Origin of the sequence: Citrobacter sp. Cpo126, from assembly GCF_030332445.1 — a bacterium.
Lineage (GTDB): Bacteria > Pseudomonadota > Gammaproteobacteria > Enterobacterales > Enterobacteriaceae > Citrobacter > Citrobacter portucalensis.
The window spans coordinates 348,041-374,930 of sequence record NZ_JAOWHT010000032.1; the positions used below are offsets into that span (position 1 = coordinate 348,041).

The 26,890-nt window shown below is 51.0% G+C and carries 31 protein-coding genes and 1 pseudogene; 18 read left to right on the forward strand and 14 right to left on the reverse strand.

What is annotated here, in order from left to right; translation table 11 throughout:
* Positions 1-106 precede the first annotated feature (106 nt).
* Positions 107-799: an EAL domain-containing protein gene (locus tag OGY17_RS10895; protein ID WP_234103846.1), complete on the forward strand. Its 693-nt coding sequence runs from the start codon at positions 107-109 to the stop codon at positions 797-799.
* 38 nt (positions 800-837) lie between these two features.
* On the opposite strand, the gene sapF is transcribed toward OGY17_RS10895, so the two are convergent.
* The 6 genes from sapF to OGY17_RS10925 form a co-directional block, all read right to left on the reverse strand.
* Positions 838-1,644, reverse strand: a complete 807-nt coding sequence (sapF, locus tag OGY17_RS10900; protein ID WP_003020558.1) for a peptide ABC transporter ATP-binding protein SapF — start codon at positions 1,642-1,644, stop codon at positions 838-840.
* Position 1,645: 1 nt separating this feature from the next.
* Complete coding sequence (sapD, locus tag OGY17_RS10905) at positions 1,646-2,638, reverse strand: peptide ABC transporter ATP-binding protein SapD (RefSeq protein ID WP_003020556.1); 993 nt, start codon at positions 2,636-2,638, stop codon at positions 1,646-1,648.
* The gene (gene sapC / locus OGY17_RS10910) at positions 2,638-3,528 is read right to left on the reverse strand and encodes a peptide ABC transporter permease SapC (protein WP_003833291.1); all 891 of its coding nucleotides are present in this window, start codon (positions 3,526-3,528) and stop codon (positions 2,638-2,640) included. Before sapC ends, sapD begins: the two co-directional genes overlap by 1 nt.
* Positions 3,515-4,480 (reverse strand): peptide ABC transporter permease SapB, encoded by a 966-nt coding sequence (gene sapB, locus OGY17_RS10915; protein ID WP_003020545.1) that lies wholly within the window; start codon positions 4,478-4,480, stop codon positions 3,515-3,517. Before sapB ends, sapC begins: the two co-directional genes overlap by 14 nt.
* On the reverse strand, positions 4,477-6,120 hold the full coding sequence (gene sapA / locus OGY17_RS10920) for an ABC transporter substrate-binding protein SapA (RefSeq protein ID WP_286607211.1): 1,644 nt from the start codon (positions 6,118-6,120) through the stop codon (positions 4,477-4,479). The genes sapB and sapA overlap by 4 nt, the downstream gene beginning before the upstream one ends.
* Positions 6,121-6,457: 337 nt before the next feature.
* The gene (locus OGY17_RS10925) at positions 6,458-6,850 is read right to left on the reverse strand and encodes a YdeI family stress tolerance OB fold protein (RefSeq protein ID WP_008784920.1); all 393 of its coding nucleotides are present in this window, start codon (positions 6,848-6,850) and stop codon (positions 6,458-6,460) included.
* A gap of 247 nt (positions 6,851-7,097) precedes the next feature.
* Here OGY17_RS10925 and OGY17_RS10930 point away from each other — a divergent pair, with 247 nt between their 5' ends.
* Entirely contained in the window at positions 7,098-8,006 is a 909-nt protein-coding gene (locus tag OGY17_RS10930; protein WP_008784919.1) for an SDR family oxidoreductase, read from the forward strand.
* Positions 8,007-8,096: 90 nt separating this feature from the next.
* Here the strand turns inward: OGY17_RS10930 and OGY17_RS10935 are convergent, their stop codons facing one another.
* Positions 8,097-8,741, reverse strand: coding sequence for a quinolone resistance pentapeptide repeat protein QnrB18 (locus OGY17_RS10935; RefSeq protein WP_032941855.1), 645 nt, complete (start codon positions 8,739-8,741; stop codon positions 8,097-8,099).
* A gap of 94 nt (positions 8,742-8,835) precedes the next feature.
* The gene (gene pspF, locus OGY17_RS10940; protein ID WP_172111135.1) at positions 8,836-9,825 is read right to left on the reverse strand and encodes a phage shock protein operon transcriptional activator; all 990 of its coding nucleotides are present in this window, start codon (positions 9,823-9,825) and stop codon (positions 8,836-8,838) included.
* A gap of 155 nt (positions 9,826-9,980) precedes the next feature.
* Between pspF and pspA the strand changes: the two genes are divergently transcribed.
* The 4 genes from pspA to pspD are packed head-to-tail and all read left to right on the forward strand — an operon-like array spanning position 9,981 to position 11,526.
* Entirely contained in the window at positions 9,981-10,649 is a 669-nt protein-coding gene (gene pspA, locus OGY17_RS10945) for a phage shock protein PspA (RefSeq protein ID WP_008784916.1), read from the forward strand.
* 54 nt (positions 10,650-10,703) lie between these two features.
* Positions 10,704-10,928 carry an envelope stress response membrane protein PspB gene (gene pspB, locus OGY17_RS10950; protein WP_003020509.1) on the forward strand — a complete coding sequence of 75 codons (225 nt, stop codon included), beginning with the start codon at positions 10,704-10,706 and terminating at the stop codon, positions 10,926-10,928.
* The gene (gene pspC, locus OGY17_RS10955; protein WP_008784915.1) at positions 10,928-11,287 is read left to right on the forward strand and encodes an envelope stress response membrane protein PspC; all 360 of its coding nucleotides are present in this window, start codon (positions 10,928-10,930) and stop codon (positions 11,285-11,287) included. Before pspB ends, pspC begins: the two co-directional genes overlap by 1 nt.
* An 8-nt stretch (positions 11,288-11,295) precedes the next feature.
* Positions 11,296-11,526 (forward strand): phage shock protein PspD, encoded by a 231-nt coding sequence (gene pspD / locus OGY17_RS10960; RefSeq protein WP_003833267.1) that lies wholly within the window; start codon positions 11,296-11,298, stop codon positions 11,524-11,526.
* A 165-nt stretch (positions 11,527-11,691) separates the two neighbouring features.
* Here the strand turns inward: pspD and OGY17_RS10965 are convergent.
* Positions 11,692-11,817 (reverse strand): annotated as a pseudogene (locus tag OGY17_RS10965) (LacI family DNA-binding transcriptional regulator); the annotation flags it as partial.
* 155 nt (positions 11,818-11,972) lie between these two features.
* Here OGY17_RS10965 and pspE point away from each other — a divergent pair.
* From pspE to tyrR, 4 genes are all read left to right on the forward strand, one after another.
* Complete coding sequence (gene pspE, locus OGY17_RS10970; protein WP_008784913.1) at positions 11,973-12,290, forward strand: thiosulfate sulfurtransferase PspE; 318 nt, start codon at positions 11,973-11,975, stop codon at positions 12,288-12,290.
* A 142-nt stretch (positions 12,291-12,432) separates the two neighbouring features.
* Positions 12,433-13,830, forward strand: coding sequence for a YcjX family GTP-binding protein (locus OGY17_RS10975; RefSeq protein ID WP_060683721.1), 1,398 nt, complete (start codon positions 12,433-12,435; stop codon positions 13,828-13,830).
* Positions 13,827-14,888 carry a YcjF family protein gene (locus tag OGY17_RS10980; RefSeq protein ID WP_032943592.1) on the forward strand — a complete coding sequence of 354 codons (1,062 nt, stop codon included), beginning with the start codon at positions 13,827-13,829 and terminating at the stop codon, positions 14,886-14,888. The genes OGY17_RS10975 and OGY17_RS10980 overlap by 4 nt, the downstream gene beginning before the upstream one ends.
* 147 nt (positions 14,889-15,035) lie before the next feature.
* Positions 15,036-16,580: a transcriptional regulator TyrR gene (tyrR, locus tag OGY17_RS10985; RefSeq protein WP_008784910.1), complete on the forward strand. Its 1,545-nt coding sequence runs from the start codon at positions 15,036-15,038 to the stop codon at positions 16,578-16,580.
* A gap of 53 nt (positions 16,581-16,633) precedes the next feature.
* On the opposite strand, the gene tpx is transcribed toward tyrR, so the two are convergent.
* Positions 16,634-17,140 (reverse strand): thiol peroxidase, encoded by a 507-nt coding sequence (tpx, locus tag OGY17_RS10990; RefSeq protein WP_003020437.1) that lies wholly within the window; start codon positions 17,138-17,140, stop codon positions 16,634-16,636.
* Between the two features lie 115 nt (positions 17,141-17,255).
* Here tpx and ycjG point away from each other — a divergent pair, with 115 nt between their 5' ends.
* Entirely contained in the window at positions 17,256-18,221 is a 966-nt protein-coding gene (ycjG, locus tag OGY17_RS10995; protein ID WP_008784909.1) for an L-Ala-D/L-Glu epimerase, read from the forward strand.
* Here the strand turns inward: ycjG and mpaA are convergent.
* Positions 18,196-18,924 carry a murein tripeptide amidase MpaA gene (mpaA, locus tag OGY17_RS11000; protein ID WP_048216283.1) on the reverse strand — a complete coding sequence of 243 codons (729 nt, stop codon included), beginning with the start codon at positions 18,922-18,924 and terminating at the stop codon, positions 18,196-18,198. The genes ycjG and mpaA overlap by 26 nt on opposite strands.
* Positions 18,925-19,108: 184 nt before the next feature.
* Between mpaA and mppA the strand changes: the two genes are divergently transcribed.
* Positions 19,109-20,722, forward strand: a complete 1,614-nt coding sequence (gene mppA / locus OGY17_RS11005; protein WP_008784907.1) for a murein tripeptide ABC transporter substrate-binding protein MppA — start codon at positions 19,109-19,111, stop codon at positions 20,720-20,722.
* A 37-nt stretch (positions 20,723-20,759) separates the two neighbouring features.
* On the opposite strand, the gene OGY17_RS11010 is transcribed toward mppA, so the two are convergent.
* Complete coding sequence (locus OGY17_RS11010; protein WP_286607216.1) at positions 20,760-21,323, reverse strand: MarR family winged helix-turn-helix transcriptional regulator; 564 nt, start codon at positions 21,321-21,323, stop codon at positions 20,760-20,762.
* A 114-nt stretch (positions 21,324-21,437) separates the two neighbouring features.
* Between OGY17_RS11010 and OGY17_RS11015 the strand changes: the two genes are divergently transcribed.
* Together OGY17_RS11015 and OGY17_RS11020 are read left to right on the forward strand one after the other, a co-directional pair.
* Entirely contained in the window at positions 21,438-21,668 is a 231-nt protein-coding gene (locus tag OGY17_RS11015) for a glutaredoxin family protein (RefSeq protein WP_008784905.1), read from the forward strand.
* 66 nt (positions 21,669-21,734) lie between these two features.
* The gene (locus OGY17_RS11020; RefSeq protein WP_071446297.1) at positions 21,735-22,019 is read left to right on the forward strand and encodes a Rho-binding antiterminator; all 285 of its coding nucleotides are present in this window, start codon (positions 21,735-21,737) and stop codon (positions 22,017-22,019) included.
* Here the strand turns inward: OGY17_RS11020 and OGY17_RS11025 are convergent.
* Positions 22,016-22,786, reverse strand: coding sequence for a DeoR/GlpR family DNA-binding transcription regulator (locus tag OGY17_RS11025; RefSeq protein WP_008784903.1), 771 nt, complete (start codon positions 22,784-22,786; stop codon positions 22,016-22,018). The genes OGY17_RS11020 and OGY17_RS11025 overlap by 4 nt on opposite strands.
* Positions 22,787-22,906: 120 nt before the next feature.
* Here OGY17_RS11025 and OGY17_RS11030 point away from each other — a divergent pair, with 120 nt between their 5' ends.
* The 4 genes from OGY17_RS11030 (at position 22,907) to OGY17_RS11045 (ending at position 25,628) form a co-directional block, all read left to right on the forward strand.
* The gene (locus tag OGY17_RS11030; protein WP_008784902.1) at positions 22,907-23,290 is read left to right on the forward strand and encodes a VOC family protein; all 384 of its coding nucleotides are present in this window, start codon (positions 22,907-22,909) and stop codon (positions 23,288-23,290) included.
* Between the two features lie 172 nt (positions 23,291-23,462).
* Positions 23,463-24,092: a carboxymuconolactone decarboxylase family protein gene (locus OGY17_RS11035; protein ID WP_071446299.1), complete on the forward strand. Its 630-nt coding sequence runs from the start codon at positions 23,463-23,465 to the stop codon at positions 24,090-24,092.
* A 32-nt stretch (positions 24,093-24,124) separates the two neighbouring features.
* Entirely contained in the window at positions 24,125-24,532 is a 408-nt protein-coding gene (locus OGY17_RS11040) for a cupin domain-containing protein (RefSeq protein WP_071446300.1), read from the forward strand.
* A 43-nt stretch (positions 24,533-24,575) separates the two neighbouring features.
* Positions 24,576-25,628 (forward strand): NAD(P)-dependent alcohol dehydrogenase, encoded by a 1,053-nt coding sequence (locus tag OGY17_RS11045; protein ID WP_032943579.1) that lies wholly within the window; start codon positions 24,576-24,578, stop codon positions 25,626-25,628.
* 38 nt (positions 25,629-25,666) lie between these two features.
* Here the strand turns inward: OGY17_RS11045 and OGY17_RS11050 are convergent, their stop codons facing one another.
* Positions 25,667-26,698 (reverse strand): mechanosensitive ion channel family protein, encoded by a 1,032-nt coding sequence (locus OGY17_RS11050; RefSeq protein WP_071446301.1) that lies wholly within the window; start codon positions 26,696-26,698, stop codon positions 25,667-25,669.
* Positions 26,699-26,890: the final 192 nt, after the last annotated feature.

The following is a 26,890-nucleotide window of genomic DNA, read 5'->3' on the forward strand; positions in this document are numbered from 1 at the left end:
TGATATATTGTTTTTATCGATCAATATCGATTCATTGATCGATATTATTGATTGATTGTGATTAGAAGTGCATTATCAGGATGTTATGATCAATTGGAGTGGTCTTATGCACTATCATTTCATCGCGGAACCGATGAGAGACCCAACAGATAAATTACTGGGTGTAGAGATTAACGTCCGGTTTACTTCAGATACGGTTCACCCGTTGCATCCAGATTTCATCATTTCAGCGTGGGATAGCGAACAAAAGCGTAATTTCATGCTCGAGCAAATTCGACTAATTGCCGAAAAGCGTGACTGGTTTGAGCGCAACAGCCTTATTTGCACCCTGAACCTCATTGACGAAATGGCACTGCTGGCGATTGGTGATCCAGCCATCAAGTCGGCCTTACATGCTCTACCATTTATTGCACTGGAACTTTCAGAACGTTTTCTGTCGAATACCGTGTGCCTGAATAATCTGCTGATTAATTCACTTCGCGACGGCCCAAACGCATTGTGGTTGGGCGATCTTGGCTCCGGCAGCGTAGGGGCCAGTCCGCTGGTTTGCGGTCATTTTGACGTTGTGAAACTGGATCGCGGTTTCTTCCTGGAACAGGTAGAAAAACCGATGTTCCCGGTGCTGATCAAAAATATCAGGGAATATTGCGACCGTGTTGTGGTGAAGGGAGTAGAAACAGTACGACTTATCGACGAGGCCAGTACCGCAGGTGTCTGGGCAATGCAGGGTGGTGCCCTTTACCCGTCAGTCGCGTTTACTGAAGTTGATACGCTGCTCTTACCCACGTTGTGTCACTGATGACAGATTGCCCCCCGGTTGAGGAGGGCTGCCGTTTGCTAACGATCTTTTCGCCAGGCATCAGCGGTAAGCGCTTCGCCGAAATGACCTGCAATCAGGCGGCGGGTAAGCTCATGAAGCGGGGACGCCAGAACATCCGCTGTACTGCCGCGTTCTACCACTTCGCCCTGGTGCATGACTAATACCTGATCGCTGATGTGCTTCATCATGCCAATATGTTGGGTCACATAGATATACGAAATCCCCTGTTTTTCCTGCAATTCCAGCATCAGATTGATGAGCTGCGAACGCATCGACATGTCCAGAGAGGCCAGGGCTTCGTCGGCGATAATGACTTTGGGGCGTAAAATGAGCGCACGGGCAAGGCCCAGACGCTGTTTTTGCCCTGGGGCCAACATATGTGGGTAATAGCTTACGTGATCGGGCAGCAGCCCGACCATGCGCATGGTCTCCACGATCTGTTTACGACGCTGCTCAGGCTCGAGGTCGGTATTCAGACGTAGCGGAAAATCAAGGATCTGCGAGATACGTTGCCGCGGATTAAGCGATGTTGACGGATCCTGGAAAATCATACGGATCCGCTGACTACGAAATGAATAATCGCCATATTTTAACGGATGATCGTCAATCAGCAGCTCACCGCTGGTGGGTTCAATCATACCCGCCAACATTTTAGCCAGCGTAGATTTCCCCGAACCGTTTTCACCAATGACGGCGAGCGTCTGACGTTCACGCAGGGTGAAACTCAGGGGCTTAACGGCCTCAACGGTCTGGCGGCGAAATAAACCTGTCCGGTAGCGAAAGGTTTTGCTCAGATTACGAACTTCGAGCAGGGTTTCTACCATCTCACTCTCTCTCCATGTTCAGCGGGAAATGACAGGCGTAGAGATGATTCTTTGCTCCGGTCAGTCTTGGGGTTTCAATACATTCGCGTTGTGCATAAGGGCAGCGTGGCCCCAGACGACAGCCGATGGGTAATTGTTCCAGCAATGGAATAGCTCCTGGCATGGTATTCAGGCGGCTTTTGTGCGGCATTGCGCTACCAAAATCAGGAATAGCGCGAATCAACGCTTGAGTATAAGGATGATGAGGAATGGTCACCAAATCTTTACTTGGCGCGGTTTCGACCGTTTGCCCGCAGTACATCACGTTGATTTTGTCAGCCCACTGGCTGAGCATTTGCAGGTCATGGCTTATCAACAAAATGGTGGTATTGCTGTTTTGATTCAGACGGGTTAGCAGACGGAAAATTTGCGCCTGGGTGGTTGGCTCCATCGCGTTCGTTGGTTCATCGGCAATCAGCAAACGCGGCTGATTCGCTAATGCGATAGCGATCATGACCTTCTGGCATTCGCCATCGGTCAGCTCATATGGAAAGCTGCGCATGGCGTCTTTATGGTCTTTTATCCCGACGCGGTGCAAGAGTTCAATCGCACGGCGTTTGCGCCAACCGATGCGCTGCCACCAGCGACCTTTGTAGGTCCATGCCGGAATATTTTGCATCAGTTGACGTCCGATACGCTCGGACGGATCGAGACATGACTGCGGCTCCTGAAAGATCATGGAGACGTTATGACCGACCAATTTGCGTCGTTCACGCGCCGAAAGGCGTAGCAGATCGATATCATCAAAACGCATACGGTCTGCGGTTACGCGCCAGTTATCTTTAGCAACCCCGCAAATGGCCTTAGCGATCAGACTTTTGCCGGAGCCAGATTCGCCGACCAGCCCGCGGATTTCACCCTCATTCAAGGTCATGCTGACACGATCAACAGCCTTTACCCAGTCGTCACCGGTCCTGAATTCAATGGTCAGGTTGCGGATATCCAGTAATGGCATTACTCCACCCCCGCAATAATTGCGCGGCGCACGCCGTCACCCAGTAGGTTAACCAGCAACACGCTTATCATAATTGCCGCGCCTGGCAGCATCACCGTCCACGGTGCGACATAAATCAGCTCCAGCGCGTCGCCGAGCATGGCTCCCCATTCCGGGGACGGCAGCTGTGCGCCAAGATCGAGAAAACCCAGCGCGGCGATATCCAGAATCGCCATCGACAGTGCGCGTGTGATTTCAGTAATAAGGCCAGCGGTAATATTGGGCAGAACGGCGAACCACAGAATATTCAGTGTAGTTGCACCGTCCAGGCGAGCAGCAATGACGTACTCTTTCTCCAGCTCGTCATGCACCATGCTGTAAACGGAGCGCACCATGCGCGGCAGCAGTGCCAGCCAGACGGCAAACATGGCGTGTGTCAGATGCGGCCCGGCAAAGGCCACCACAATAATCGCCAGCAGCAGAGAAGGGATCGACAGCAGGGTGTCCAGAATGTGGTTCAGCACCGCAGAGCGCAAGCCGTGCGTCGCACCGGCAACTACGCCCAATACCAGGCCACACAGCGTGGCGGCAAGAGTAACGACAAACGCGCCGCCAACGGTCGGGGCCGCGCCGCTGAGCAGACGACTTAAAACGTCACGTCCCAGATCGTCAGTCCCGAGGAAGAATGAGACTTCGCCATAGCGCGACCATGACGGCGGTAAAAGCTGATAGCCGAGAAATTGCTGATCGATGCCGTAAGGGGCAAACCAACCACCAAAAATACACAGAATAGCCAGTCCCGCACAGCCGTACAGGCCGATCATCGCAGTCGCATCGCCATAGAAATTGCGCCATGCGGTGCGCAACGTACCTGGCGGGCGTTTTTCGCTGTAGACGCTATCGTAAGGCATACCATTCCTTATGTTTCAGAGGGTTAGCCATAGCACCCAAAATATCAGAGATGACGTTAACGATAATAACCAGTGAGCCAATCACCATCACGCCCGCTGAAATCGCCGCGTAATCCTGCTGGCGAATCGCGTTAATCAGCCAACGACCAAGACCTGGCCAGCTAAAGACCATCTCGGTGATCATCGCCAATGTCAGCATGGTGGAAAACTGTAAGCCCAGACGCGGGATCACCGGCGGAAGAGCGTTGTGCAGGACGTGACGACGCAGAATCGTTAATCGTGACAGACCGCGCGTGGCCGCCGCTTTGACGTAGTTCTGGTCAAAGACCTCAATGGTGCTGATACGCATCAGGCGGATAACTTCTGTGGTGGGCGCAACGGAGAGCGTCAGCACCGGGAGCACCATATGACGGATAGCGCTGACCAGCATTTCATCGCGCCAGGGCGAGTCGGAGATCCACGCATCAATAATGGCAAAACCGGTAACAGGTTTCACCTCGTAGAGAAGATCAAAACGCCCGGAAACGGGTAACCAGCCGAGGGTCAGTGAGAAGAGCAATGTCAGCAGCAGCGCCAGCCAAAAAACGGGGATAGAAAACCCCATCAGAGCCAATGCGCTGATGCAGCGGTCCTGCCATTTGTTCCGCGTGATACCGGCCAGCATACCAACGGGGATCCCAACCATTAGTGCAAAACCAAAGGCAAGAATGCACAGTTCCATTGTGGCCGGGAACACCTCTTTCAGCTGCTCTGAGATCAACTGACCGTTGATACTGGATACGCCGAAATCCCAGTGAATGAGACCATTGAACCAGAATACCCATGCGTTCCACAGCGATGCACCCTGTAACGGCGCATGAGGCGTGAAGTAGCTCAGGCTGAAGCCAATAAAGGTCAGGAAGAACAGGGTTACCAGTAGCAATAAAAATCGACGCAAGGTGAAGATAATCATGGTTTTTTCACCTCATCTTTCTTTTCCCTGGACACGCCGGCAAAAGAGGCATTACCGAATGGACTGAGCACCAACCCTTTGATGTCGTAACGATAAGCCTGCAGACGCAGTGAAGAGGCCAGTGGCAGGATCGGTAACTCTTGTGCAAGAATATTTTGCGCTTCGTCATAGGCATCAATTCGCGATGATAGCTGCTGCGAAGAGAGGGCCTTGCGCAGAATGCTGTCAAACTGTGGATTACACCAGTGGGCAAAGTTGGTCTGCGAATTGATGGCGGCACAGCTGAGCAACGGCCGGAAAAAACTGTCAGGATCGTTACTGTCCGTCGCCCAGCCGGATAACGTCAGATCATGGTTCATATCCATTAATCTCGCCTCCTGAAAACGACCTTCTACCGGGATGATCTTCACTTTCACACCCACCTGAGCCATATCTGCCTGAATCAGCTCGGCGGTTTTCAGCGGACTGGGGTTCCAGGCCTGAGAGCTGGTAGGGACCCAAAGTTGTAACGTCAGACTCTCCAGCCCCAGCGCTTTTAGCTGCTCGCGCGATTTTGCCGGGTTGTATTCTGTAATTTTAGCTTCGTTATCATAAGCCCACGAGGCGCGAGGCAAAATAGATGCCGCGGTTTCTGCCGTCCCGTAGTAGATAGACTGCATTAAGCGCTGGTTGTTGATCGCTAGCGCCAGCGCATGCCGCACGGCAGGGTTATTCAACGGCGGTTTATTGGTGTTGAACGCCAGATAGGCAATGTTCATCCCCGGGCGCAGCGTCAAACGCAGGCGAGGGTCATCACGCAATATGCTGAGCTGGCTGGCGGCAGGCCAGGCAAGGACGTCACATTCGCCAGTGAGTAATTTCGATAAGCGTCCGGTTCCACCAGAACCGAGATCCACTACGACCTGCGGCATCAGAGGAGTGCCACGCCAGAATTTTTCATGTCGCTGCAACCGAATATATTGGCCGGCACGATTCTCCGAAAGCTGGTACGGGCCTGTGCCGACGGGTTGTCTGTCGAGCAACTCCTGGCGATCCTGTTTTGCCAGATTAGCGGCATATTCCGCCGACATTACGGAGGCATAGTGTGTGGCAAGGTGCCACATAAAGGAGGCATCCGGTTGCGTTAAGCGGAATTCAACGGTGTTGTTGTCCAGTTTGCGCACGCTTTGGACGTTATCGGCAAACTGCAGGCTGTCGAAGTAGGGGAAACTGCTGCCGTTCACATTATGCCACGGATGGTGGCGATCAAAGATGCGCTCGAAGGTAAACACCACATCGTCTGCATTCAGTTTGCGGGTGGGGGTGAACCAGGCCGTCTTCTGAAACTGAACGTCACGACGCAGATGGAAGCGGTAGGTTGCGCCGTTATCCAGCACCTCCCAGCTTTCAGCAAGCTCAGGCACCAGCCGATAGGTGTAGGGATCTACATCAAGCAGTCGGTCATACAATTGGGCCGCTAACGTATCGACGATGAGACCGCTGCTCGTTTTTTGTGGGTTGAACGTATTGACTTGCCCGCTGACGCAATAGACAAACCCACTGTCACGGATATCAGCGTGCGGAGCTTGCTCAGGCGCAGCAGCAGCCTGACCACTCAGAAATCCAGCCATCACGATCAGAGATGATAAAACCAGGCGCATAATTTTAATGGATTATATAAAGAGGCTATCTTACTAATACTTAATGACATTTGCCATTACCGTTTGTTTTTGGGAGTAACAGGCTCAATAAGCGCGAGTTCAACACCGCGACATGGTCAAAATTCATACCTGCTATCCACTTTGAATCTACTCTGTTAACTATCTTAGCATTTTCATGGCCCATCTGACTTGCTATAAACGTGTGATTCGCGGGTAGAAAGAAAAATGTGAGGGGAAAGAGGGGGAAATGACCATGACGGGCAGAAGAGAGCATTCGCAAAATCGTGGGAATAAAGAAAATCAACCGGGAAGAGCGGCTTTCTTCCCGGTTATTGCGTTACTTCTGGATCTTATTTACGCGTACTACTGGTGGTTGCATTTTAGCGTCGAGGCTACCGTTAATACTGATCATTTGATCGGGTTTAACCGTTCGACCATCGAAAACCGCGTGTGGAATTAAAGTCAGGATACTGCCGGTTTTATCACGAAAGACAAATTTGTCTCCGTCTTGATCCTCGATGAGATTACCTCGCAGAGAAATGGTCGCACCGTCATGCATCGTTTTGGCCTGTTCGACAGTCATGATTCTTGCATCTTCAGTCCCACGATAACCTTCATCCAGAGCGTGGGCTGGCGGTGGAGCTGTATCATTTTTCAACCCGCCGTTATCATCAGCAAGCGCTGGCGACAATAAAAAACAACATAATAATGGCGTTATGGATAATTTCATATGTTCTCCTTTTGCCAAGGTTGAGATGTTAAGTGTGGTTGCTATTTATTAATACTGCGAACTGGATAAGTCTCAAATAATATTGTTTAAATTAAATCTAACGTTGGTGGGGATATAAGCGTAACGGTAGAGGAAAGTAGGGGGGTAATATTCCGAGAAAATTAAGTGCAGCTGGATAATATAGGTCATGCCATTCATTTTGGTCTACGATTATTAGTCTTTGTGATAAATAATGAGAGGTAATTGAATGGCTGGCTTAAACAAGGAAAAAAAGACCATCAATAAAACCAATTCTGCGCGTTTTCCGGCGCCGCCTTTTCAACAGCAGCAGCAGCCCTTTCCCGGGCTGGCGGGGAAAATGCAACCGCGCCCCGATCATGGAGAAGACAGCTATCAGGGAAGCGGTCGCCTGAATGGGCGCAAGGTATTAATTACCGGTGGGGATTCAGGGATTGGTCGTGCTGTTGCTATTGCCTATGCTCGTGAAGGCGCTGATGTTGCGATTAACTATTTACCTGAAGAAGAAGATGATGCGCGTGAAGTGGTCGACCTGATAAAAAAAGCAGGCAGAAATGTTTTGGCCATCCCCGGAGATATCCGTGATGAAACTTTTTGCGGCCATCTGGTAAAACAGGCGGTAAAAGGGCTGGGAGGGTTGGATATCCTCGTCAATAATGCAGGTCGTCAGCAATTTTGTGAGTCAATTGAGGAACTCACCACAGAAGATTTCGACGCAACATTCAAAACCAATGTTTACGCTATGTTTTGGATCACCAAAGCGGCCATACCCCATCTTTCACCAGACAGCGTGATAATTAATACCTCCTCCGTACAGGCTTATGAGCCAAGTGAAATCTTGCTTGATTATGCTCAGACTAAAGCAGCTATCGTGGCATTTACTAAATCGCTGGCGAAACAGCTGGCCCCGAAAGGGATCCGTGTCAATGCCGTCGCGCCGGGTCCATACTGGACTGTACTGCAGTGCTGTGGTGGTCAACCGCAGGAAAAGGTGGAGAAATTTGGGGCAAATGCGCCGCTGGGACGCCCTGGTCAACCGGTGGAAATCGCGCCGCTTTATGTCACCCTGGCCGCTGGGGAGAACAGCTATACGTCTGGTCAGGTTTGGTGTTCTGATGGGGGGACCGGAACCCTCTAACGTTTATGCTCTGTGCGTCGAAAGTGACTTTAAGGCAAGAGCGGACACTATTGTATAAGGGCGGGAGCGGTACTTACCGCTCCGTGAATGCTAACCAATCACCGCGATGCCAAGACGTTCCATGAGCAACGATGCCTGGTAGTTGTCCAACTTAACGCCTTGTAAATCAACGCCCCGAATATCTAAGTCCCCCAACTCCGAATTGGTCAGATCGCAATGTGTGAAGTTTGCTGCTCGCCAGTCGAAAGTCGAAAACTCGCCGCCGGAGAGATCTGAACCACTGAACGTCGCGCCCAGTACCTGGGCACCCATCCAACGGTTTTCCCACAGCTCACACTTTTCCAGCACGACTTTCGAAAAATTGGCGTAGCTTAGATTTGTGTTAGTGATATATGCACTACAAAACCAGGTGCGAGTAGTGATCATATTCATAAAACTTGCGCCGCGGAAATCTGCGCCTTGTGCGCGGCAGTGGCGAATTTCAATGCCCAGCGCACTGGCATTGCGAAAATCCGCCATGGATAAATCACAGCTTTTAAAAATGGCATCTTTCAGCATCGCACGACTAAAATTGCACCCTTTCTGGCTTTCACGATCATAGAACTGACAGCCGATAAATTCAGTGCCGCTCAGGTCGGCACCTGAAAAATCACAGTTAAAAAATGTACTATTATCAATTTTCTCACCGGTGAAACGGTTTCTGTCAATTTTTTCGCCAACGAGTGCCAGAGCCATATTTGTACCTGTTTTTTTATACAGTAATGGCGTCATGGTAAACCCTGATGAGGTTCTGCGTCAAATCCGCCAATATGACATCTGCAAATGTGCGTTAAATCTGGTGTTTTTTCAGCAAAGCGCGAAGCTGATGGTAAGTCAGACCCAGTAATTCAGCGGCTTTTTTCTGGTTAAATTTTGCCTGCTGTAAGCTGGTTTGTAGAAAGTCTTTCTCTTGCTGCTGCTGGAATTCACGCAGATCCAGCGGTAACCCTACAGACATCGGTTTAGTTTCCGGCGCCTGCGGCTGTGTAGTGTGGCGGCGGAAGGGGTCAATGATTATCTCATTCAGCGGGTAATCACTGGTTCCATGCCGGTAAACGGATCGCTCCACGACGTTTTTCAGTTCACGAATATTGCCCGGCCAACGGTAGTGGAGGAGCGTTTCTCTGGCCTCGGCACTAAAACCCGGAAACAGAGGTAATCCGATCTCGCGGCACATCTGAATGGCAAAATGTTCGGCCATTAACATAATGTCACTTTGACGCTCGCGTAACGGTGGGAGTTGCACCACGTCAAAGGCCAGGCGATCCAGCAGGTCCGCGCGGAAAGTGCCTTCGCTAACCATGCGAGGTAAGTCGGCATTGGTCGCGCAAACAAGTCGTACGTTAACCTGTAATGGCTGGCTGCCACCAACGCGCTCCAGCTCGCCATATTCAATAACGCGCAGCAATTTTTCCTGTACCAACATCGGGGCGGTTGCCAGTTCATCGAGAAACAGCGTACCGCCGTCGGCGCGTTCGAAACGTCCCGGATGGCGTTTTTGCGCGCCGGTAAAGGCACCCGCTTCGTGACCAAACAGTTCGGAATCAAGCAAATTTTCGTTTAGCGCCGCGCAGTTAAGCGAAATAAACGGGCCTTGCCAGCGGGTGGAGAGGTAGTGCAGGCGGTTGGCAATAAGTTCTTTCCCGGTCCCGCGCTCACCTATAACCAGTACAGGTTTATCCAGCGGCGCGAGATGAGAAACCTGCTCCAGCACTTCAATAAAGCTGTTCGCTTCACCCAGAAGATTATCTTTGTATCCAGCCATGATGAAATTCACCATTTGTTAGTGTTATTCACCAATTTACGCTAATTAGCCTGGCAGGTAAAATTATATAATTACAATAAAATCAATTATATAAAAAGTTGGCACGCCAAGTGCATTACGAAGACAGCAGGGCATAGCCTGATATCAGAACAGTAAGTGAGGATTACATTATGGGTATTTTTTCTCGTTTTGCCGACATCGTGAACGCCAACATTAATGCGTTGCTGGAAAAGGCTGAAGATCCGCAGAAACTGGTGCGGTTGATGATCCAGGAAATGGAAGACACGCTGGTTGAGGTACGTTCTAACTCAGCGCGTGCGCTGGCTGAAAAGAAACAATTATCTCGCCGTATCGAACAGGCCAGTGCCCAACAGGCAGAGTGGCAGGAAAAAGCAGAACTTGCGCTGCGTAAAGAGAAAGAAGATTTGGCGCGTTCTGCGTTAATTGAAAAGCAGAAACTGACCGATTTAATTGCCTCTCTGGAGCATGAGGTGACGCTGGTTGACGATACGCTGGCGCGTATGAAAAAAGAGATCGCTGAGCTGGAAAATAAACTCAGTGAAACCCGTGCACGTCAGCAGGCGTTGATGCTGCGTCATCAGGCAGCGAGTTCTTCGCGTGATGTTCGTCGTCAACTGGACAGCGGTAAACTCGATGAAGCGATGGCGCGCTTTGAATCTTTCGAGCGTCGTATCGATCAGATGGAAGCCGAGGCTGAAAGCCATAACTTCGGTAAACAGAAGTCTCTGGATCAGCAATTTGCTGACCTGAAAGCAGATGATGAAATCAGCGAGCAGCTGGCGCAACTTAAAGCCAAAATGCAGCAAGACAAGCAATAATAACATCTGGCGGCGTCCGAACGCGCCGCCGCTCATCACCTGTAAGGAGTACTCATGAGCGCGCTATTTCTGGCCATCCCGTTAACCATCTTTGTGTTGTTCGTTTTACCGATTTGGCTCTGGCTACATTACAGCAACCGTTCCAGCCGTGGCGAACTGTCGCAAAGTGAACAGCAACGCCTGGTTGAACTCAACGATGACGCACAGCGGATGCGCGAGCGCATTCAGGCGCTGGAAGACATCCTCGATGCTGAACATCCAAACTGGAGGGACCGCTAATGGGAGGCGTTAACCTGAACAAAAAACTGTGGCGTATTCCGCAGCAGGGCATGGTGAAGGGAGTTTGCGCAGGTATTGCGCATTATCTCGATGTGCCTGTGAAGCTGGTACGGATCCTGGTGGTGTTGTCAGTCTTTTTTGGCCTGGCCTTTTTCACCTTCGCCGCCTACATCGTGCTAACGTTTGTGTTAGACCCGATGCCGGACAATGTGGTTTCCGGCGAGCAGCAGCCATCAAGCGGTGAGCTGTTGGATGCCGTCGATCGCGAGCTGGCGGCAAGTGAAAAGCGTTTACGTGAAATGGAGCGTTATGTGACGTCCGATACTTTTTCCTTACGTAGTCGATTCCGTCAATTGTGAGGACAGAAATGAACAATCGCTGGCAACGTGCCGGGCAAAGGGTTAAGCCGGGCTTTAAAATAGCAGGTAAGCTGGTGCTTCTGACCGCGCTGCGCTACGGCCCGGCGGGTGTAGCAGGGTGGGCGGTGAAGTCCGTCGCCCGACGCCCGCTAAAAATGCTGCTGGCGTTGGTTCTGGAACCGGTGTTGAGTCGGGCTGCGGCAAAATTGTCGAAACGCTATTCAGGTAATCAACCCTGATATTTGAATCAGCAAAAGCAAGCAACAATTAATCAACATTCCCTCAGTTAATTTGCGGCAGCTCACAAATATAATTTTGGGGCTGTCAGAATTCTTTTGGATCGTTACCACGGGTATTGAGGGTGAACTAAAAAATCTATTTCGCAGAGCATTAATACCCAAGTTTTATATCAGGAAGTCGGTCAGCAATATTTGTGTTCCTATCGTGATATTCTGTAATCCTTTCTCACCTGCAATCAGATTAAATAATAAATTACAGCTTTGCTCACCTAATTGTTGGGTAGGAACATCAAATGTGGGTAGAAAAATCAACAGGCTAACTGCAGCATGGGTAACCTGAGGAACAATCGTCCGCGCCTGCAGACGGTGATAATGCGGTCGCAATATTTTCTTAAGAACTGGCGTATAGTGTAGAGGTAAATCCAACTATCAGTCAGGAAGATATTATGTTGAAAAAAGGTGTATTAGCGTTGGCTCTGGTCATCGGCATGCCGGTTTACGCAGCCGAACACTGGATCGATGTTCGCGTTCCTGAACAGTACCAACAGCAGCATATTCAGGGGGCCGTCAATATTCCGTTAAAAGAAATGAAGGCACGTATTGCAGCTGAAGTTCCTGATAAGAACGACACTGTGAAGCTGTACTGCAACTCCGGGCGTCAATCGGGACAAGCGAAGGATATGTTGACTGAAATGGGCTATACGCAGGTGACGAATGAAGGTGGCATCAACCAGATCTCGCTTCCTAAAGTAGAGAATAAATAAGCCGTACGCAGTTCTTCTGCTCCTGGCGGTAAGAATAATGCCGCCAGGTACCGCCCAGGTAGTTGATAAGTAAGAATTGACCCCTATCTTTACTTCCTGTTTGTTATAATTTCTTCGGTTCCTTCAGCAAAACGGGATGGCGATGAAGCGACTTAAAAATGAACTCAATTCGCTGGTTAATCGCGGCGTAGACCGGCATTTACGCCTGGCTGTCACCGGACTTAGCCGCAGCGGTAAGACGGCGTTTATCACCGCGATGGTAAATCAGTTACTCAATGTTCATGCCGGTGCGCGTCTGCCGTTGCTCAGCTGCGTGCGCGAAGAGCGTTTGCTCGGCGTGAAACGGGTTCCTCAACGCGATTTTGGCATTCCGCGCTTTACCTATGATGAGGGACTGGCGCAACTGTACGGCTCTCCGCCAACCTGGCCGACCCCTACGCGCGGCGTGAGTGAAATACGTCTGGCGCTGCGCTATAAATCCAATGACTCTTTACTGCGCCACTTTAAAGACACCTCCACGTTGTACCTGGAGATCGTCGATTATCCGGGGGAGTGGCTGCTCGATTTACCGATGCTTGCCCAGGATTATCTGAGCTGGTCGCGGCAAATGACCGGATTATTGCAGGGGCTGCGGGGCGAATGGTCGGCAAAATGGCGGCAGTTATGCCAGGGGCTGGATCCGTTGGCGCCTGCTGATGAAAACCGTCTGGCGGAAATTGCTGCCGCCTGGACGGAGTATCTGCATCAGTGTAAACAGCAGGGCCTGCATTTTATTCAACCGGGCCGTTTTGTCCTGCCCGGAGATATGGCGGGCGCGCCTGCGCTGCAATTCTTCCCGTGGCCGGATGTCGATGCCTGGGGGGAATCAAAGCTGGCGCAGGCTGACAAACACACCAACGCGGGCATGTTGCGCGAAAGATTCAATTATTACTGCGAAAAGGTCGTCAAAGGGTTTTATAAGAATCACTTCCTGCGCTTTGACCGCCAGATTGTGCTGGTCGATTGCCTGCAGCCGCTCAACAGCGGGCCACAGGCGTTCAACGACATGCGCCTGGCGCTTACCCAGTTGATGCAAAGCTTCCATTACGGGCAGCGTACGCTGTTTCGTCGGCTATTTTCTCCGGTGATCGACAAGCTGCTGTTTGCCGCCACCAAAGCCGACCACGTCACAGTCGATCAGCACGCCAATATGGTGTCGTTATTGCAGCAGCTGATCCAGGACGCATGGCAAAACGCGGCGTTCGAAGGTATCAGCATGGATTGTCTGGGGCTGGCATCGGTGCAGGCAACCACCAGCGGCTTGATCGATGTGAAAGGTGAAAAGATCCCGGCGCTGCGAGGTAATCGTCTGAGCGATGGCGAACCGCTGACAGTTTATCCGGGCGAGGTTCCCGCGCGACTGCCCGGACAGGCATTTTGGGACCGCCAGGGCTTTCAGTTTGAGGCGTTTCGCCCGCAGGTTATGGATGTCGATAAACCCTTACCGCATATCCGCCTTGATGCCGCGCTGGAGTTTTTAATAGGAGATAAATTGCGATGAGCGAGCCGTTAAAACCGCGTATCGATTTCTCAGGTCCGCTGGACGTGGAACAAAACACGGCGTTTAAAGCGCAGCAAATGTTCAACGAAACGGAGGCGCAGACTTTTTCTCCGGCGAAAGTGGATGAACCCCTGGAAGACGAAGGTCAGGCGGAGGCCGTCATTGATGCGGCCTTACGCCCCAAACGCAGTCTGTGGCGCAAGATGGTGATGGGCGGGCTGGCGCTGTTTGGCGTAAGCGTTGTTGCTCAGGGTGTGCAGTGGACCATGAACGCCTGGCAGACTCAGGACTGGGTCGCGCTGGGAGGATGTGCCGCAGGCGCATTGATTATCGGCGCAGGTGTCGGATCGGTGGCGACCGAGTGGCGCAGATTGTGGCGATTGCGTCAGCGCGCGCACGAACGTGATGAAGCGCGAGACTTGCTCCACAGCCATGGAACCGGAAAAGGTCGTGCATTTTGTGAAAAACTGGCGCAGCAGGCGGGTATCGATCAGTCGCATCCGGCGCTACAGCGTTGGTATGCCTCAATTCATGAAACGCAGAACGATCGCGAAGTGGTCAGTCTGTATGCCCATCTTGTGCAGCCGGTACTGGATGCGCAAGCCCGGCGTGAGATTAGCCGTTCAGCGGCAGAGTCCACGCTGATGATTGCCGTCAGCCCGCTGGCGCTGGTGGATATGGCGTTTATTGCCTGGCGAAATCTGCGGCTGATTAATCGCATTGCATCGCTGTATGGCATTGAACTTGGTTATTACAGCCGTCTGCGCCTGTTCCGCCTGGTGTTGTTGAATATCGCTTTTGCCGGGGCCAGTGAGCTGGTGCGGGAAGTAGGGATGGACTGGATGTCGCAGGATTTAGCCGCCCGCTTATCAACGCGTGCCGCACAGGGCATTGGCGCGGGGTTATTAACGGCGCGTCTGGGCATTAAAGCTATGGAGCTTTGCCGACCGCTGCCGTGGATCGATGATGATAAGCCACGACTGGGCGATTTTCGCCGTCAACTGATTGGTCAGGTGAAAGAGACCCTACAAAAGAACAAATCTCCGCGCGAAAGTTAGCTATAAAACAGGCGCCGATCGTATAACTTTACGCCCCGGCGCCTAATTTTCCAGCGCGCTGTCAATATTTGTTGACAGAGTTCTTCCTGCAAACCAAATACTGTCTTATCATTTAACACATAATCCCTTGTCCAGGTGAAGGTTCCTATGCGTTTGGAAGTCTTTTGTGAAGACCGTCTTGGTCTGACCCGCGAATTGCTCGATTTACTGGTGCTGAGAAGCATTGATTTACGCGGTATCGAGATTGACCCCATCGGGCGAATTTACCTTAATTTTGCGGAGCTGGAGTTCACCAACTTCAGCAGTCTGATGGCTGAAATCCGCCGTATTTCAGGGGTTACGGATGTGCGTACCGTACCCTGGATGCCTTCCGAACGTGAACATCTGGCGCTGAGTGCTCTGCTTGAAGCGTTGCCAGAACCGGTCCTTTCTCTTGATATGAAAAGCAAAGTTGAGATGGCGAACCCTGCGAGCTGTCAACTTTTTGCGCACACCCAGGAGCGGATGCGCAATCATACCGCCGCCCAGTTAATTAATGGGTTTAACTTCCAGCGCTGGCTGGAAAGCAATCCGCAGGATTCCCATAGCGAACATGTCGTGATTAACGGGCAGAATTTCCTGATGGAAATTACGCCTGTCCATTTGCAGGGCGAAAATCAGGAGCAGATGCTGACCGGCGCGGTGGTGATGTTGCGCTCCACCATCCGAATGGGACGTCAGCTGCAAAATATGACTACGCAGGATCTCAGCGCGTTTAGCCAGATTATTGCCGTCAGCGCCAAAATGAAACATGTGGTGGAACAGGCGCGCAAGCTGGCGACGCTGAGCGCGCCGCTGCTGATTACTGGTAATACCGGCACCGGCAAAGATCTCTTTGCTCACGCCTGCCATCTGGCAAGCCCGCGTGCGTCGAAACCGTATCTGGCGCTGAACTGTGCGTCAATCCCTGAAGATGCGGTTGAAAGCGAGCTGTTTGGCCATGCGCCGGAAGGCAAAAAAGGGTTCTTTGAGCAGGCGAATGGCGGTTCGGTTCTGTTAGATGAAATTGGCGAAATGTCGCCGCGTATGCAGACCAAATTGCTGCGTTTTCTCAATGACGGCACGTTCCGTCGCGTGGGAGAAGATCACGAAGTTCATGTTGATGTCCGTGTTATTTGCGCGACGCAAAAGAACCTTGTGGAGCTGGTGCAGAAAGGACTTTTCCGTGAGGACCTCTATTATCGTCTGAATGTACTGACGCTAAACCTGCCGCCGCTGCGCGATTGCCCACAAGATATTATGCCGCTTACCGAACTGTTTGTGGCGCGTTTTGCCGATGAACAGGGCGTGCCACGTCCGAAGCTGTCCGCCGATCTCAGCACGGTGTTAACCCGTTACGGTTGGCCGGGCAACGTGCGTCAGCTTAAAAACGCTATCTACCGGGCGCTGACCCAGCTTGAAGGTTATGAGCTGCGGCCGCAGGATATTTTACTGCCGGATTATGATGCGGCAACGGTTGCGGTCGGAGAAGAGGTAATGGAAGGGTCGCTGGATGAAATTACCAGCCGCTTTGAACGCTCCGTGCTGACGCAGCTGTATATGAATTATCCCAGCACACGCAAGCTGGCCAAGCGCCTCGGCGTTTCGCATACCGCGATTGCCAATAAATTGCGCGAGTACGGCCTGAGCCAACAGAAAAAAAGCGAAGAGTAATGCCGTAAATGAAAATGCCTCCATCCGGAGGCATTTTTGTATGCAAACGCAGCTTACGCTTTCAGTACGTCCAGCGCCGCTGTGTAGTCTGGTTCGTTGGTGATTTCATTGACCAGTTGGCTGAAAACAACATTGTCATTTTCATCGATAACAACTACGGCACGTGCGGCCAGACCTTTCAGCGGGCCTTCAGCGATTTCAACACCGTAGTTTTTCAGGAATTCTGCGTTGCGCAGGGTGGACAGCGTGATAACGTTGCTCAGACCTTCCGCGCCGCAAAAACGAGAGTGGGCGAATGGCAGGTCGGCCGAAATACACAGTACGACGGTATTGTCGATTTCTGTCGCCAGTTGGTTAAACTTACGTACCGATGCCGCGCAAACGCCAGTATCGATGCTTGGGAAAATATTCAGCACTTTGCGCTTGCCTGCAAACTGGCCCAGCGTAACGTCAGACAGGTCTTTAGCCACAAGGGTAAAAGCCTGAGCTTTGCTTCCAGCCTGAGGAATGGAGCCGGCAACTGCAACCGGGTTGCCCTGGAAATGAACGGTTTGTGACATGGTTATCTTCCTGTTTACATATAGTTAACGTCGAGGCTAGTTTATGCCATCAACAGTTAACACGGCAAACGCTATTTGCGGATATCCGCTTCAGGGACTGCATTAAGGAAAACAAATGAGAACAGTTAAGGTATATGAGGAAGCCTGGCCGCTGCACACTCCCTTTGTCATCGCCCGTGGGAGCAGGACCGAAGCGCATGTGGTTGTCGTCGAATTGACAGAAAATGGCGTCACAGGTATTGGCGAGTGCACACCGTACCCGCGCTACGGTGAAAGCGATGCCTCTGTCCTGGCGCAAATAATGAGCATTGCGCCACAACTGGAAAACGGGCTGACGCGTGAAGAGCTGCAAAAGCTGCTGCCAGCAGGGGCTGCACGAAATGCCGTAGACTGCGCGTTGTGGGATCTAAGTGCGCGTCAACAGCAGAAGTCGCTGGCGGAATTGGTGGGAAGTGAACTGGCGGAAGTGGTGACGACGGCGCAAACCGTAGTGATTGGCTCGCCGGAACAAATGGCTGCGAGCGCGGCTGCGCTGTGGGGAAATGGCGCAAAACTGCTGAAAGTTAAACTGGATGCTCGCTTGATTAGTGAGCGGATGGTTGCCATTCGTGCGGCTGTTCCTGACGCTACGATTATTGTCGACGCCAATGAATCCTGGCGGGCAGAAGGCCTTGCGGCACGCTGTCAGCTGTTGGCTGATTTAGGGGTGGCAATGCTGGAGCAGCCGCTGCCGGCTCAGGATGATGCCGCGCTGGAGAATTTTGTGCATCCGCTGCCCATCTGCGCAGATGAAAGTTGCCACACTCGCAGCAGCCTGAAAGCGCTGCACGGACGCTATGAAATGGTCAATATCAAACTGGACAAAACAGGCGGTCTGACGGAAGCACTGGCGCTGGCAACGGAAGCCCGCGAGCAGGGATTTGCGCTGATGCTGGGCTGCATGCTGTGTACCTCCCGGGCTATTGGTGCGGCGTTACCGCTTACGCCGCAGGTTAACTTTGCCGATCTTGATGGTCCTACGTGGCTGGCCAGCGATGCGGAGCCAGCCCTACATTTTACGACCGGGCAGCTCCATCTCTAGGGTGCCAGCGCAGCAGATTGGACATGGCCAGCAGGTATTTTTCGCTCGCTTCATCCGATGAAATGGGCGGAAATTCGGCGGTTATGCAGTGTAAATTCAGGTCTGCGCACCAGCTCCCAAAAGAGCCGGGCGTTTCATAACCTACGCTGGTGACCAGAGGCAATTCAAACGACTGTGCCAGCCACGAACCCAGCTCGCTGCTTCTGGGATCTTCAATACAGGCCAGTGGATCGTGAAAAGAGACTACCCAGGCGGGATGAATTCGGTGAATAAGCTGACACAACGCCTGGGTTTCTGGTTCCGAACCCGGACTTTCGCCGGTCAACAACACCACATCACGCTCTTCTGCGCTACTGTTCCAGCGATACACCGTTTCTCCCGCTTTCCAGTTTGCGGCGGGAAAATTACGGTTCAGATCGACGCCGTTCGCATTTGCGCGCAGTCCAAGCTGGCAACCGTCAGGGTTTACGGCCAGCACTACATGGTGGCGACGCAAGGAAGGGTTAAGCGTACGCAATGCGCAAGAAAGGGTAACGATCGAGGAGTTTTCGTCGCCGTGCGTTCCCGCCAGTATCAGGCCGCTTTCACGATCGGCTGCCAGTGCAGGAAACCAGATTAGCGGTGCGCCTAACAATGAACGTCCGTAATGTTCGGTTCCAGGTGGGAATGCGCCGCGCTCGGCACGGGGACGGGTAACGGTCATAGTCATCTCTGAATGCTTGGATTGTTACTCGCAGTGTTGTGCAAAATGTATGGATAATCAAATCGTTTTCACACACTTATCTTTTCAGGTGTAATATCACTTTCTTGTCGGAAGTTAATTGCATTTCCTGCTGGCGATACAAATAATTACACATTCACTTAGTAGCCGGAATTGAGGGTATCTTATGCAGCATTCTGTTTCAGTAACCTGTTGTGCGTTGTTGGTTAGCAGCATTTCTTTATCCTGGGCTGCTGATGTTCCCAGCGGAACGGTACTGGCAGAGAAACAAGAACTGGTGCGTCATATAAAAGACGAACCGGCGTCGCTTGATCCGGCAAAAGCCGTAGGGCTGCCTGAAATACAGGTTATTCGTGATCTATTTGAAGGGCTGGTCAACCAGAATGAGAAGGGTGAGATCGTGCCTGGCGTCGCTACCCAGTGGAAGAGTAACGATAACCGCATCTGGACGTTTACGCTGCGTGACAATGCGCAATGGGCGGATGGTACGCCGGTAACGGCGCAGGATTTTGTCTATAGCTGGCAGCGTCTGGTTGACCCAAAAACGCTGTCGCCGTTTGCCTGGTTTGCTGCGCTGGCGGGTATTAATAATGCTCAGGCTATTATCGATGGCAAAGCCACGCCTGATAAACTTGGCGTTAGTGCTGTCGATGCACGAACATTGAAAGTTCAACTGGATAAACCGCTGCCCTGGTTTGCCAATCTGACAGCGAGTTTTGCATTCTATCCGGTACAAAAAGCTAACGTTGAGAGCGGCAAAGAGTGGACCAAACCAGGCAATCTTATTGGTAACGGCGCCTATGTGCTCAAAGATCGCGTCGTGAACGAAAAACTGGAAGTGGTACCAAACACACATTATTGGGACAACGCCAAAACGGTGCTGCAAAAAGTCACCTTCCTGCCGATCAACCAGGAATCAGCTGCCACCAAGCGCTATCTTGCTGGTGATATTGATATCACGGAATCCTTCCCGAAAAATATGTACCAGAAACTGTTGAAGGATATCCCGGGTCAGGTTTACACCCCGCCGCAGCTTGGTACTTATTATTATGCTTTCAATACCCAGAAGGGACCGACCGCCGATTCACGCGTGCGGCTGGCACTCAGCATGACTATCGATCGTCGTCTGATGGCGGAGAAGGTATTGGGTACAGGTGAGAAGCCGGCATGGCATTTTACGCCGGATGTAACGGCAGGATTTGTGCCGGAACCTTCACCGTTTGAGCAAATGAGTCAGGAAGAACTGAACGCGCAGGCAAAAACGCTGCTGCGTGCGGCGGGCTATGGCCCACAGAAACCGCTTAAACTGACGCTGCTGTACAACACCTCAGAAAATCATCAGAAGATTGCTATCGCAGTGGCTTCTATGTGGAAGAAGAACCTCGGTGTTGACGTAAAACTGCAGAATCAGGAATGGAAAACGTATATCGACAGCCGTAATACCGGTAATTTTGATGTGATCCGCGCCTCATGGGTGGGTGACTACAATGAGCCTTCTACGTTCTTGTCGCTATTAACATCGACCCATACGGGCAATATCTCCCGCTTTAATGATCCGGCGTACGACAAAGTGTTGACCCAGGCAACTCTGGAGAATACAGAGAAAGCGCGCAATGCCGATTATAACGCCGCGGAGAAAATTCTGATGGAACAGGCACCTATTGCACCGATTTATCAGTATACCAACGGGCGTTTAATTAAACCGTGGCTGAAAGGGTATCCGATTACTAACCCTGAAGATGTCGCATACAGCCGCACAATGTATATCGTTAAGCACTAACAGAGATAATGGCTGGTGTGATTTTGCACCAGCCATTTTATGTTTCCGGCGGCTGATGCTCTCGGCAAATCAGCAATGAATCGTCTTCACTCAATCTCTCTTTCGTCAGATTACAAAATCCCTGACCACCCGTTTTTTGGTGGAAGCGACAGCTATGGCAAAGACCAAAGCCAGGTACATTGTTGGTCCTCTGGATCCCACGTAAAAGTTCAAACAGTAGCTCCTTAAGTACAGTCGCGCGTTCACCCATCGCCGTTTCACCCGCCACCAAAAACGTTGGCGGGAGCAGGGCGTCCAGTAACGTACCGGCTGATTCAGTTAACTGTAAATGTACGCTGCGTTTATCGCGGGCATCCTGCTTACGAACAATCAGTCCTTTGCTTTCTAGCAGCTTCAGCGATTGCGATACGGTGCCTTTGGTGAGGCCAAGGTAGTCCGTTACGCCAAGCGGCGTATTGGAATAACGGTTGCAACGGGCCAGATACATTAACGCGCTGAGTTGTACTGGCTGTAGATCCGCCAGTAAAGGGTGCTGGCGAAACCACATCCTTGTCAGGCTGGAAAGCCGGTCAAGTACGTCGAAAAGTGACATGTCGGGCATAACAAATCCTCCTCGGTATATAGTATCGATTAAAAACTATATTGACAAAGGGGAAAAGCAGCGTAGCATGAATTATAGTATCGAATCGATACTATAATTTAAAGGAGATGTATCATGACTAAAGCTCGTTTCTATCATGCAGGTTGCCCGGTTTGTGTTTCCGCAGAACAGACACTTTTGCAGCATTTGTCTGCGGATGTTGAAATCGATGTGGTTCATCTGGGAGAGCAACCTGATCGGGTTGCTGAGGCTGAAGTGGCTGGCGTGAAATCTGTTCCGGCGCTGGTGATTGACGGCAATGTGCTGCATATTAATTTTGGCGCTCCCATTGAAGCGTTGAAATAGCTGGAAAGTTCGGGAAGTTGCGTTGGCGATTTCCCGAATATACAAGACGTTGGGGAAGGTAGCATGATGAAAACGACCGAAGAGTATCACCCGATAGATTGCGATCTTCATGATTATCTGGAAATCGCCTGCATGTACCACTATTGGTTGCGCATTGAACTAACGGATGGCACATGTTTTGATGCTAAAGCGCTGACGACGTGTACCACCGTGGAAAAAGAAGAATTTCTGGTAGTGGAGCAATCTGAAAACCAGCAAAAAATCCGTCTGGATTGTCTGTCAGCGATCACCGCGCTGACGCCCGGAGCGACGTTTAGCACAGTTAGTTTTCAGCGAGCCTACCGCGGTTAGACTGTATAAATTCGAATGTCGTGCGCCTGGAACGCTGTGGCGTACTCTTTGCTGATGTTGTCCTCTACAACAATCACATCGATATTGCTGCTTTCGGTAACGACATATCGGGCGACGGCTGGGATTTTTTCAGCCGTTAGCGCGACGATAGTTTCATTACATTGTTTAATCACCGCTTTTTTGAACTCACAATCCGCATAATCAAATCCCGTTAAGCCGGATTCAGGCGACATCGCGCAGCCGCCAATAAATCCCTGATCGAATAAAATGTCCTGCACTTGCGCGATGGCGGAAGCTCCCACGCACCCACCTGAAGATCTCTGCACCACGCCACCCAGCATAATGACTTCAAACAGCGGTTTTTTTAGCAAAACGGCGGCAATCTCCGGTGAATTTGTCACCACGGTTAACGCCAGTTCGGCGGGCAGAGCTTCTGCCATTGCCAGATTGGTGCTACCCGTGTCGATAAAAATACAGCTTCCAGATTTGACCAGTCGGGCACATCTCTGCGCGATGTTGCTCTTTTTGGCTACATTAATACTCTTGCGTACGTCGATGTCTTCGGATTCAGGGAGTGTAATGACCGCGCCACCATAGACTTTTTTACACACGCCATCTTTGCTCAATTCATGCAAATCACGACGAATTGTATGTTCAGAAACGCCTAATCGGTTAGCGAGTTCAGAACAAATGACCCTGCCGTTTTCTTGCAGGATCTGAAAGATAAGCGCCTGGCGCTGTTCCGGGAATGCGGCGTAATCGAGCATAGATACTCCAGGTGAAATAAACATCGAGCAATAGAGTGCATGATCGTGCATTATGATTAACGATGTCAACATCCCTTACAGGGGCCGTACTATTCTGGATACAACGGGAAGAGGTTCGCTATGAAGATTGCGCATATGGCGTTATGGACACAGGATCTCGAGCAGCAAGCTCGCTTCTGGGTCTCGTTTTTTGACGGCAAGATCAACGAGAAATACCGCAGTAAAACCAATCCTGGGTTTGAATCTTATTTTGTCAAAATTGGCGAGGAAATTGCGATTGAGTTAATGACCAAACCGGGTCTTATCGGGCAGCAACCTGACAATAATCGTTGCGGATGGGTACACCTCGCCATTTCTGTTGGCGGCAATGAAAATGTTGATGCCATTGCAATGCAAGCGCAGGAACAGGGGATATTAGTCTCAGGTCCGCGCACTACTGGCGATGGTTATTACGAAGCGGTGATAAAAGATCCTGACGGCAATTTAATCGAGATTGTGGCGTAAGTCTTCAATCAATTACCTGCAAATAAAGAGTACCTGCTGCTCATTATTGATGAGCACAGCTCATAAGTTTGTCCTTCTTTTCCTCTCTAATCACCGACACGTCGAGTCTCTATAATTTTACTGTTTTCAGCCCCCGGTGGTGCAATGTTGCCACCGTTTTGGAGAGTCGAATATGCAATACCAACTGGATGCCAGACAACAGGCAATCATCCCCATTGCGGCATTCACTGCCACAGGACAGATGGAAAAGCTGGACGTCGCGCTCAACGCCGGACTGGATGCGGGACTCACGCTCAATGAAGTAAAAGAGATCCTGCTACAGCTCTACGCATACTGCGGTTTCCCTCGCAGCCTGAACGGTCTGTCCTGCTTTATGTCGGTGGTGAAAAGTCGAAGCGAGAAAGGGCTTTCAGACGACGAAGGTAGAACGGCCACGCCGCCACCTGCAGACTGGAACAGTGTTCAGGCTGGGAGCCTAACTCAGACGCAACTGGTTGGACATCCTGTAAGCGGTCCGCTGTTTGACTTTGCACCCGCTATTGATGTCTGGCTTAAAGCACATCTGTTTGGCGATATTTTTCAGCGAGATGTACTTGACTGGCAGGACCGTGAATGGGCGACCGTTTCGGCGTTGGCCGTTCTGGGCGGCGTTAACAGCCAGTTGAAAAGCCATTTTGCGATATGCCTTAACATCGGGATCCTCCCTGAGCAACTCAGTGAGTTTATTACGATACTCGAACAGCACTGTGGAGCCGGGATTGGGGAAAATGCCCGTACGGTTCTTGATGAATGTCTGGTATGAACACCGCGGACATTATCCATACTGGAGTCACTATGAACGAACAATTTGAGGGTAACAGCGTCTTTCCACGTGGAGAGAAAAATGAAGCGTATGCGAAGTATTTCACTGGCGACAGCTATCTGACCATGCTCTCCATGGAAGGGGTGGTAATTGGCAATGTCGCATTTGAACCGGGTTGTCGTAACTTCTGGCATGTTCATCATGAGGGTGGACAAATATTGCTGGTGACCGGTGGCAGAGGCTGGTATCAGGAGTGGAATAAACCGGCACGTGAGCTGAAAACCGGCGATGTCGTGCACATTCCGGCGGGAATGAAACACTGGCACGGCGCCGCGCGTGATAGTTGGTTTGCCCATATCGCCGTGGAAATCCCGGCCCCTGGCGCGTCGAACGAATGGCTGGAACCGGTTAGCGACGCTGAGTACAACCTGCTGCCCTGAACTATGCTGGTTCTGGTAACACCTAATCCCTGAGGAGATCTCAATGGTCATGAATGTGAAGGGTTATGCTGCTCTGGCGGTGAAAGAAGATTTAGTCCCCCATAATTTTGTTCGTCGCGATCCGCGTGAAGATGATGTGGTTATCGATATTTTATACAGCGGTGTATGCCACTCGGATATTCACAACGCCTACAACGATTGGGGCGGTGCTAAATATCCGATGGTACCAGGGCATGAGATCATTGGCCGCGTGGTGCATGTTGGTAAGTCGGTAACAAAATTCAAAGTGGGCGATCTCGCAGGGGTCGGCTGCATGGTTGATTCGTGTCAACACTGTAGCGCCTGCGAGCAGGGGCTAGAGCAGTATTGCGAAGAAGGTAACACGCTAACGTATAACGATATCGACCGTCATGACGGTCTGCCTACTTTCGGCGGCTATTCTGACAAAATTGTCGTTACCGAAAAGTTTGTGGTGAAGGTCCCTGAAGGGATCGATTTACGCGGTGCGGCGCCGCTGCTTTGCGCCGGGATCACAACATGGTCGCCTCTGCGCCACTGGCAGGTAGGTGAGGGCAGTAAAGTCGCGGTTGTCGGTCTGGGTGGACTCGGACATATGGCAATCAAACTTGCAAATGCGCTGGGCGCGGAAGTTACGCTGTTTACGCGTTCACCGGGCAAAGAAGCTGATGCCAGACGTTTGGGTGCCAGTCACGTTGTGCTTTCCACAGACAGTGAACAGATGAAAGCGACAGCGAATCAGTTTGATCTGATTATCGATACTGTGCCCTACGTTCATGACCTGAACCCTTATATCCCAACCCTGGCGCTAAGCGGTACGCTGGTGCTGGTTGGTTATCTTGGTGCGTTGGATCCGTTCTTGAATACGGTTCCCCTGATCCTTGGGCGTAGGTCTGTGGCGGGTTCAGTTATCGGCGGCATTGCCGAAACGCAGGAGATGATGGATTTTTGCGGTCAGCATGGTATTACCGCTGATGTCGAAGTGATCGATATTCAGGATATTAATCGTGCCTGGCAGCGGATGTTGAAAAGCGATGTGAAATACCGCTTTGTAATTGATATTTCCTCATTGAAATAAGTACAAAAAAGACGCGGATTTCCGCGTCTTTTCTTTTGTTAGTGTGTCAATGGCGATGATTCAGGATTATCCATATACAGCGTCTGGCTGGGGAATGCAAAGTCGGCGCCGTTTGCCTGGACTATCGTGATAATCTTTAAATAAACGTCTTGCTGTACCGCGAGCCATTCCTTCCAGACGGTGGTTTTCGTGAAGCAATACACCATGATATTCAACGATGAATCGGCAAATTCATTAAAATAGACCAACAGAGTTTGTTTCTGGTCTATTCCAGGATGGTTTTGCAGCATTTCTCTGACCGACTCGACAACGGCACCGACTTTATCGGCATCCTCATATCGTAACCCGATCACCGTTTTAATTCGCCGGTTGGTCATGCGCCCTGGGTTTTCTACGCTGATGGAGGAGAAAATCGAGTTTGGCACATACAACGGACGATGGTCGAAGGTGTTTATTTTAGTCATTCGCCAGCCAATTTCTGCTACCGTGCCTTCAATATTGCGGTCCGGGGAGCGGATCCAATCGCCTATGCTAAACGGTCTGTCGAAATAGAGCATAATGCCTGAGAAAAAGTTGCTCAGAATATCTTTCCCCGCCATACCCACTGCGATACCGCCAATACCGCCAAAGGTTAACAGGCCGGATAAGCTCATACCGAAGTGTTCGCCATACAGTAAAATGATGGCAACCACGATGGTAATCTTGATGATACGCGACAGGATCCTCGCGCTGGTGATATCTCTGCCTTTATTAATCTGCGTCTTTTCAAACTGATTAATCACCAGAAAAAGTTTGATGGTCAGGATCAACGCAATCAACGAGGTGCAGATAAAGTCGACCACGCTGGGGGAGATAAATTTCAGGCTGTAACTTTCGATAACGTTATTAGCAATGCTGCCAAACGTCCCAATGATAATGGCATAGACGAAAAATTGTGCGGCATGAAATATGAATCCTTTGCAGCGACGCTCTCCACGATGATACCAGACGCTCATCAGGACCAGCGCGGCACAGCAGCTAAGAATTACCGTCAAATTAAACGCATTATTCATAAACAGTTCAGCGATCATGATTCTTCCTGGCAACTCCGTGTTAGCTAAATATCATCTGACATCCTAATCCCCAGATATTTTACTCAGTTAAGGCGGTCAGATCATTAATCAAAAGGAGAGATAAATAATGCAATCAGCGCTATTTTCAGCGAAATAACGTTGACGTCAACCCTGCATGCGGTTTATGTAGCAGACAGTCAGTTGATGTCA

What these genes read in the sequence shown, in the direction of transcription:
- pspE (WP_008784913.1), top strand. Translation starts at nt 11,973, where the DNA reads ATGTTGAAAAAAGGTGTATTAGCGTTGGCTCTGGTCATCGGCATGCCG.
- sapA (WP_286607211.1), bottom strand. Translation starts at nt 6,120, where the DNA reads ATGCGCCTGGTTTTATCATCTCTGATCGTGATGGCTGGATTTCTGAGT.
- sapD (WP_003020556.1), bottom strand. Translation starts at nt 2,638, where the DNA reads ATGCCATTACTGGATATCCGCAACCTGACCATTGAATTCAGGACCGGT.
- ycjG (WP_008784909.1), top strand. Translation starts at nt 17,256, where the DNA reads ATGAGAACAGTTAAGGTATATGAGGAAGCCTGGCCGCTGCACACTCCC.
- tpx (WP_003020437.1), bottom strand. Translation starts at nt 17,140, where the DNA reads ATGTCACAAACCGTTCATTTCCAGGGCAACCCGGTTGCAGTTGCCGGC.
- pspC (WP_008784915.1), top strand. Translation starts at nt 10,928, where the DNA reads ATGGGAGGCGTTAACCTGAACAAAAAACTGTGGCGTATTCCGCAGCAG.
- pspF (WP_172111135.1), bottom strand. Translation starts at nt 9,825, where the DNA reads ATGGTGAATTTCATCATGGCTGGATACAAAGATAATCTTCTGGGTGAA.
- sapC (WP_003833291.1), bottom strand. Translation starts at nt 3,528, where the DNA reads ATGCCTTACGATAGCGTCTACAGCGAAAAACGCCCGCCAGGTACGTTG.
- mpaA (WP_048216283.1), bottom strand. Translation starts at nt 18,924, where the DNA reads ATGACCGTTACCCGTCCCCGTGCCGAGCGCGGCGCATTCCCACCTGGA.
- OGY17_RS11030 (WP_008784902.1), top strand. Translation starts at nt 22,907, where the DNA reads ATGAAGATTGCGCATATGGCGTTATGGACACAGGATCTCGAGCAGCAA.
- sapF (WP_003020558.1), bottom strand. Translation starts at nt 1,644, where the DNA reads ATGGTAGAAACCCTGCTCGAAGTTCGTAATCTGAGCAAAACCTTTCGC.
- tyrR (WP_008784910.1), top strand. Translation starts at nt 15,036, where the DNA reads ATGCGTTTGGAAGTCTTTTGTGAAGACCGTCTTGGTCTGACCCGCGAA.
- OGY17_RS11010 (WP_286607216.1), bottom strand. Translation starts at nt 21,323, where the DNA reads ATGCCCGACATGTCACTTTTCGACGTACTTGACCGGCTTTCCAGCCTG.
- OGY17_RS11015 (WP_008784905.1), top strand. Translation starts at nt 21,438, where the DNA reads ATGACTAAAGCTCGTTTCTATCATGCAGGTTGCCCGGTTTGTGTTTCC.
- mppA (WP_008784907.1), top strand. Translation starts at nt 19,109, where the DNA reads ATGCAGCATTCTGTTTCAGTAACCTGTTGTGCGTTGTTGGTTAGCAGC.
- OGY17_RS10925 (WP_008784920.1), bottom strand. Translation starts at nt 6,850, where the DNA reads ATGAAATTATCCATAACGCCATTATTATGTTGTTTTTTATTGTCGCCA.
- OGY17_RS11050 (WP_071446301.1), bottom strand. Translation starts at nt 26,698, where the DNA reads ATGATCGCTGAACTGTTTATGAATAATGCGTTTAATTTGACGGTAATT.
- OGY17_RS10975 (WP_060683721.1), top strand. Translation starts at nt 12,433, where the DNA reads ATGAAGCGACTTAAAAATGAACTCAATTCGCTGGTTAATCGCGGCGTA.
- sapB (WP_003020545.1), bottom strand. Translation starts at nt 4,480, where the DNA reads ATGATTATCTTCACCTTGCGTCGATTTTTATTGCTACTGGTAACCCTG.
- OGY17_RS11040 (WP_071446300.1), top strand. Translation starts at nt 24,125, where the DNA reads ATGAACGAACAATTTGAGGGTAACAGCGTCTTTCCACGTGGAGAGAAA.
- pspA (WP_008784916.1), top strand. Translation starts at nt 9,981, where the DNA reads ATGGGTATTTTTTCTCGTTTTGCCGACATCGTGAACGCCAACATTAAT.
- OGY17_RS10980 (WP_032943592.1), top strand. Translation starts at nt 13,827, where the DNA reads ATGAGCGAGCCGTTAAAACCGCGTATCGATTTCTCAGGTCCGCTGGAC.
- pspB (WP_003020509.1), top strand. Translation starts at nt 10,704, where the DNA reads ATGAGCGCGCTATTTCTGGCCATCCCGTTAACCATCTTTGTGTTGTTC.
- OGY17_RS11020 (WP_071446297.1), top strand. Translation starts at nt 21,735, where the DNA reads ATGAAAACGACCGAAGAGTATCACCCGATAGATTGCGATCTTCATGAT.
- OGY17_RS11035 (WP_071446299.1), top strand. Translation starts at nt 23,463, where the DNA reads ATGCAATACCAACTGGATGCCAGACAACAGGCAATCATCCCCATTGCG.
- OGY17_RS10935 (WP_032941855.1), bottom strand. Translation starts at nt 8,741, where the DNA reads ATGGCTCTGGCACTCGTTGGCGAAAAAATTGACAGAAACCGTTTCACC.
- pspD (WP_003833267.1), top strand. Translation starts at nt 11,296, where the DNA reads ATGAACAATCGCTGGCAACGTGCCGGGCAAAGGGTTAAGCCGGGCTTT.
- OGY17_RS10895 (WP_234103846.1), top strand. Translation starts at nt 107, where the DNA reads ATGCACTATCATTTCATCGCGGAACCGATGAGAGACCCAACAGATAAA.
- OGY17_RS11025 (WP_008784903.1), bottom strand. Translation starts at nt 22,786, where the DNA reads ATGCTCGATTACGCCGCATTCCCGGAACAGCGCCAGGCGCTTATCTTT.
- OGY17_RS11045 (WP_032943579.1), top strand. Translation starts at nt 24,576, where the DNA reads ATGGTCATGAATGTGAAGGGTTATGCTGCTCTGGCGGTGAAAGAAGAT.
- OGY17_RS10930 (WP_008784919.1), top strand. Translation starts at nt 7,098, where the DNA reads ATGGCTGGCTTAAACAAGGAAAAAAAGACCATCAATAAAACCAATTCT.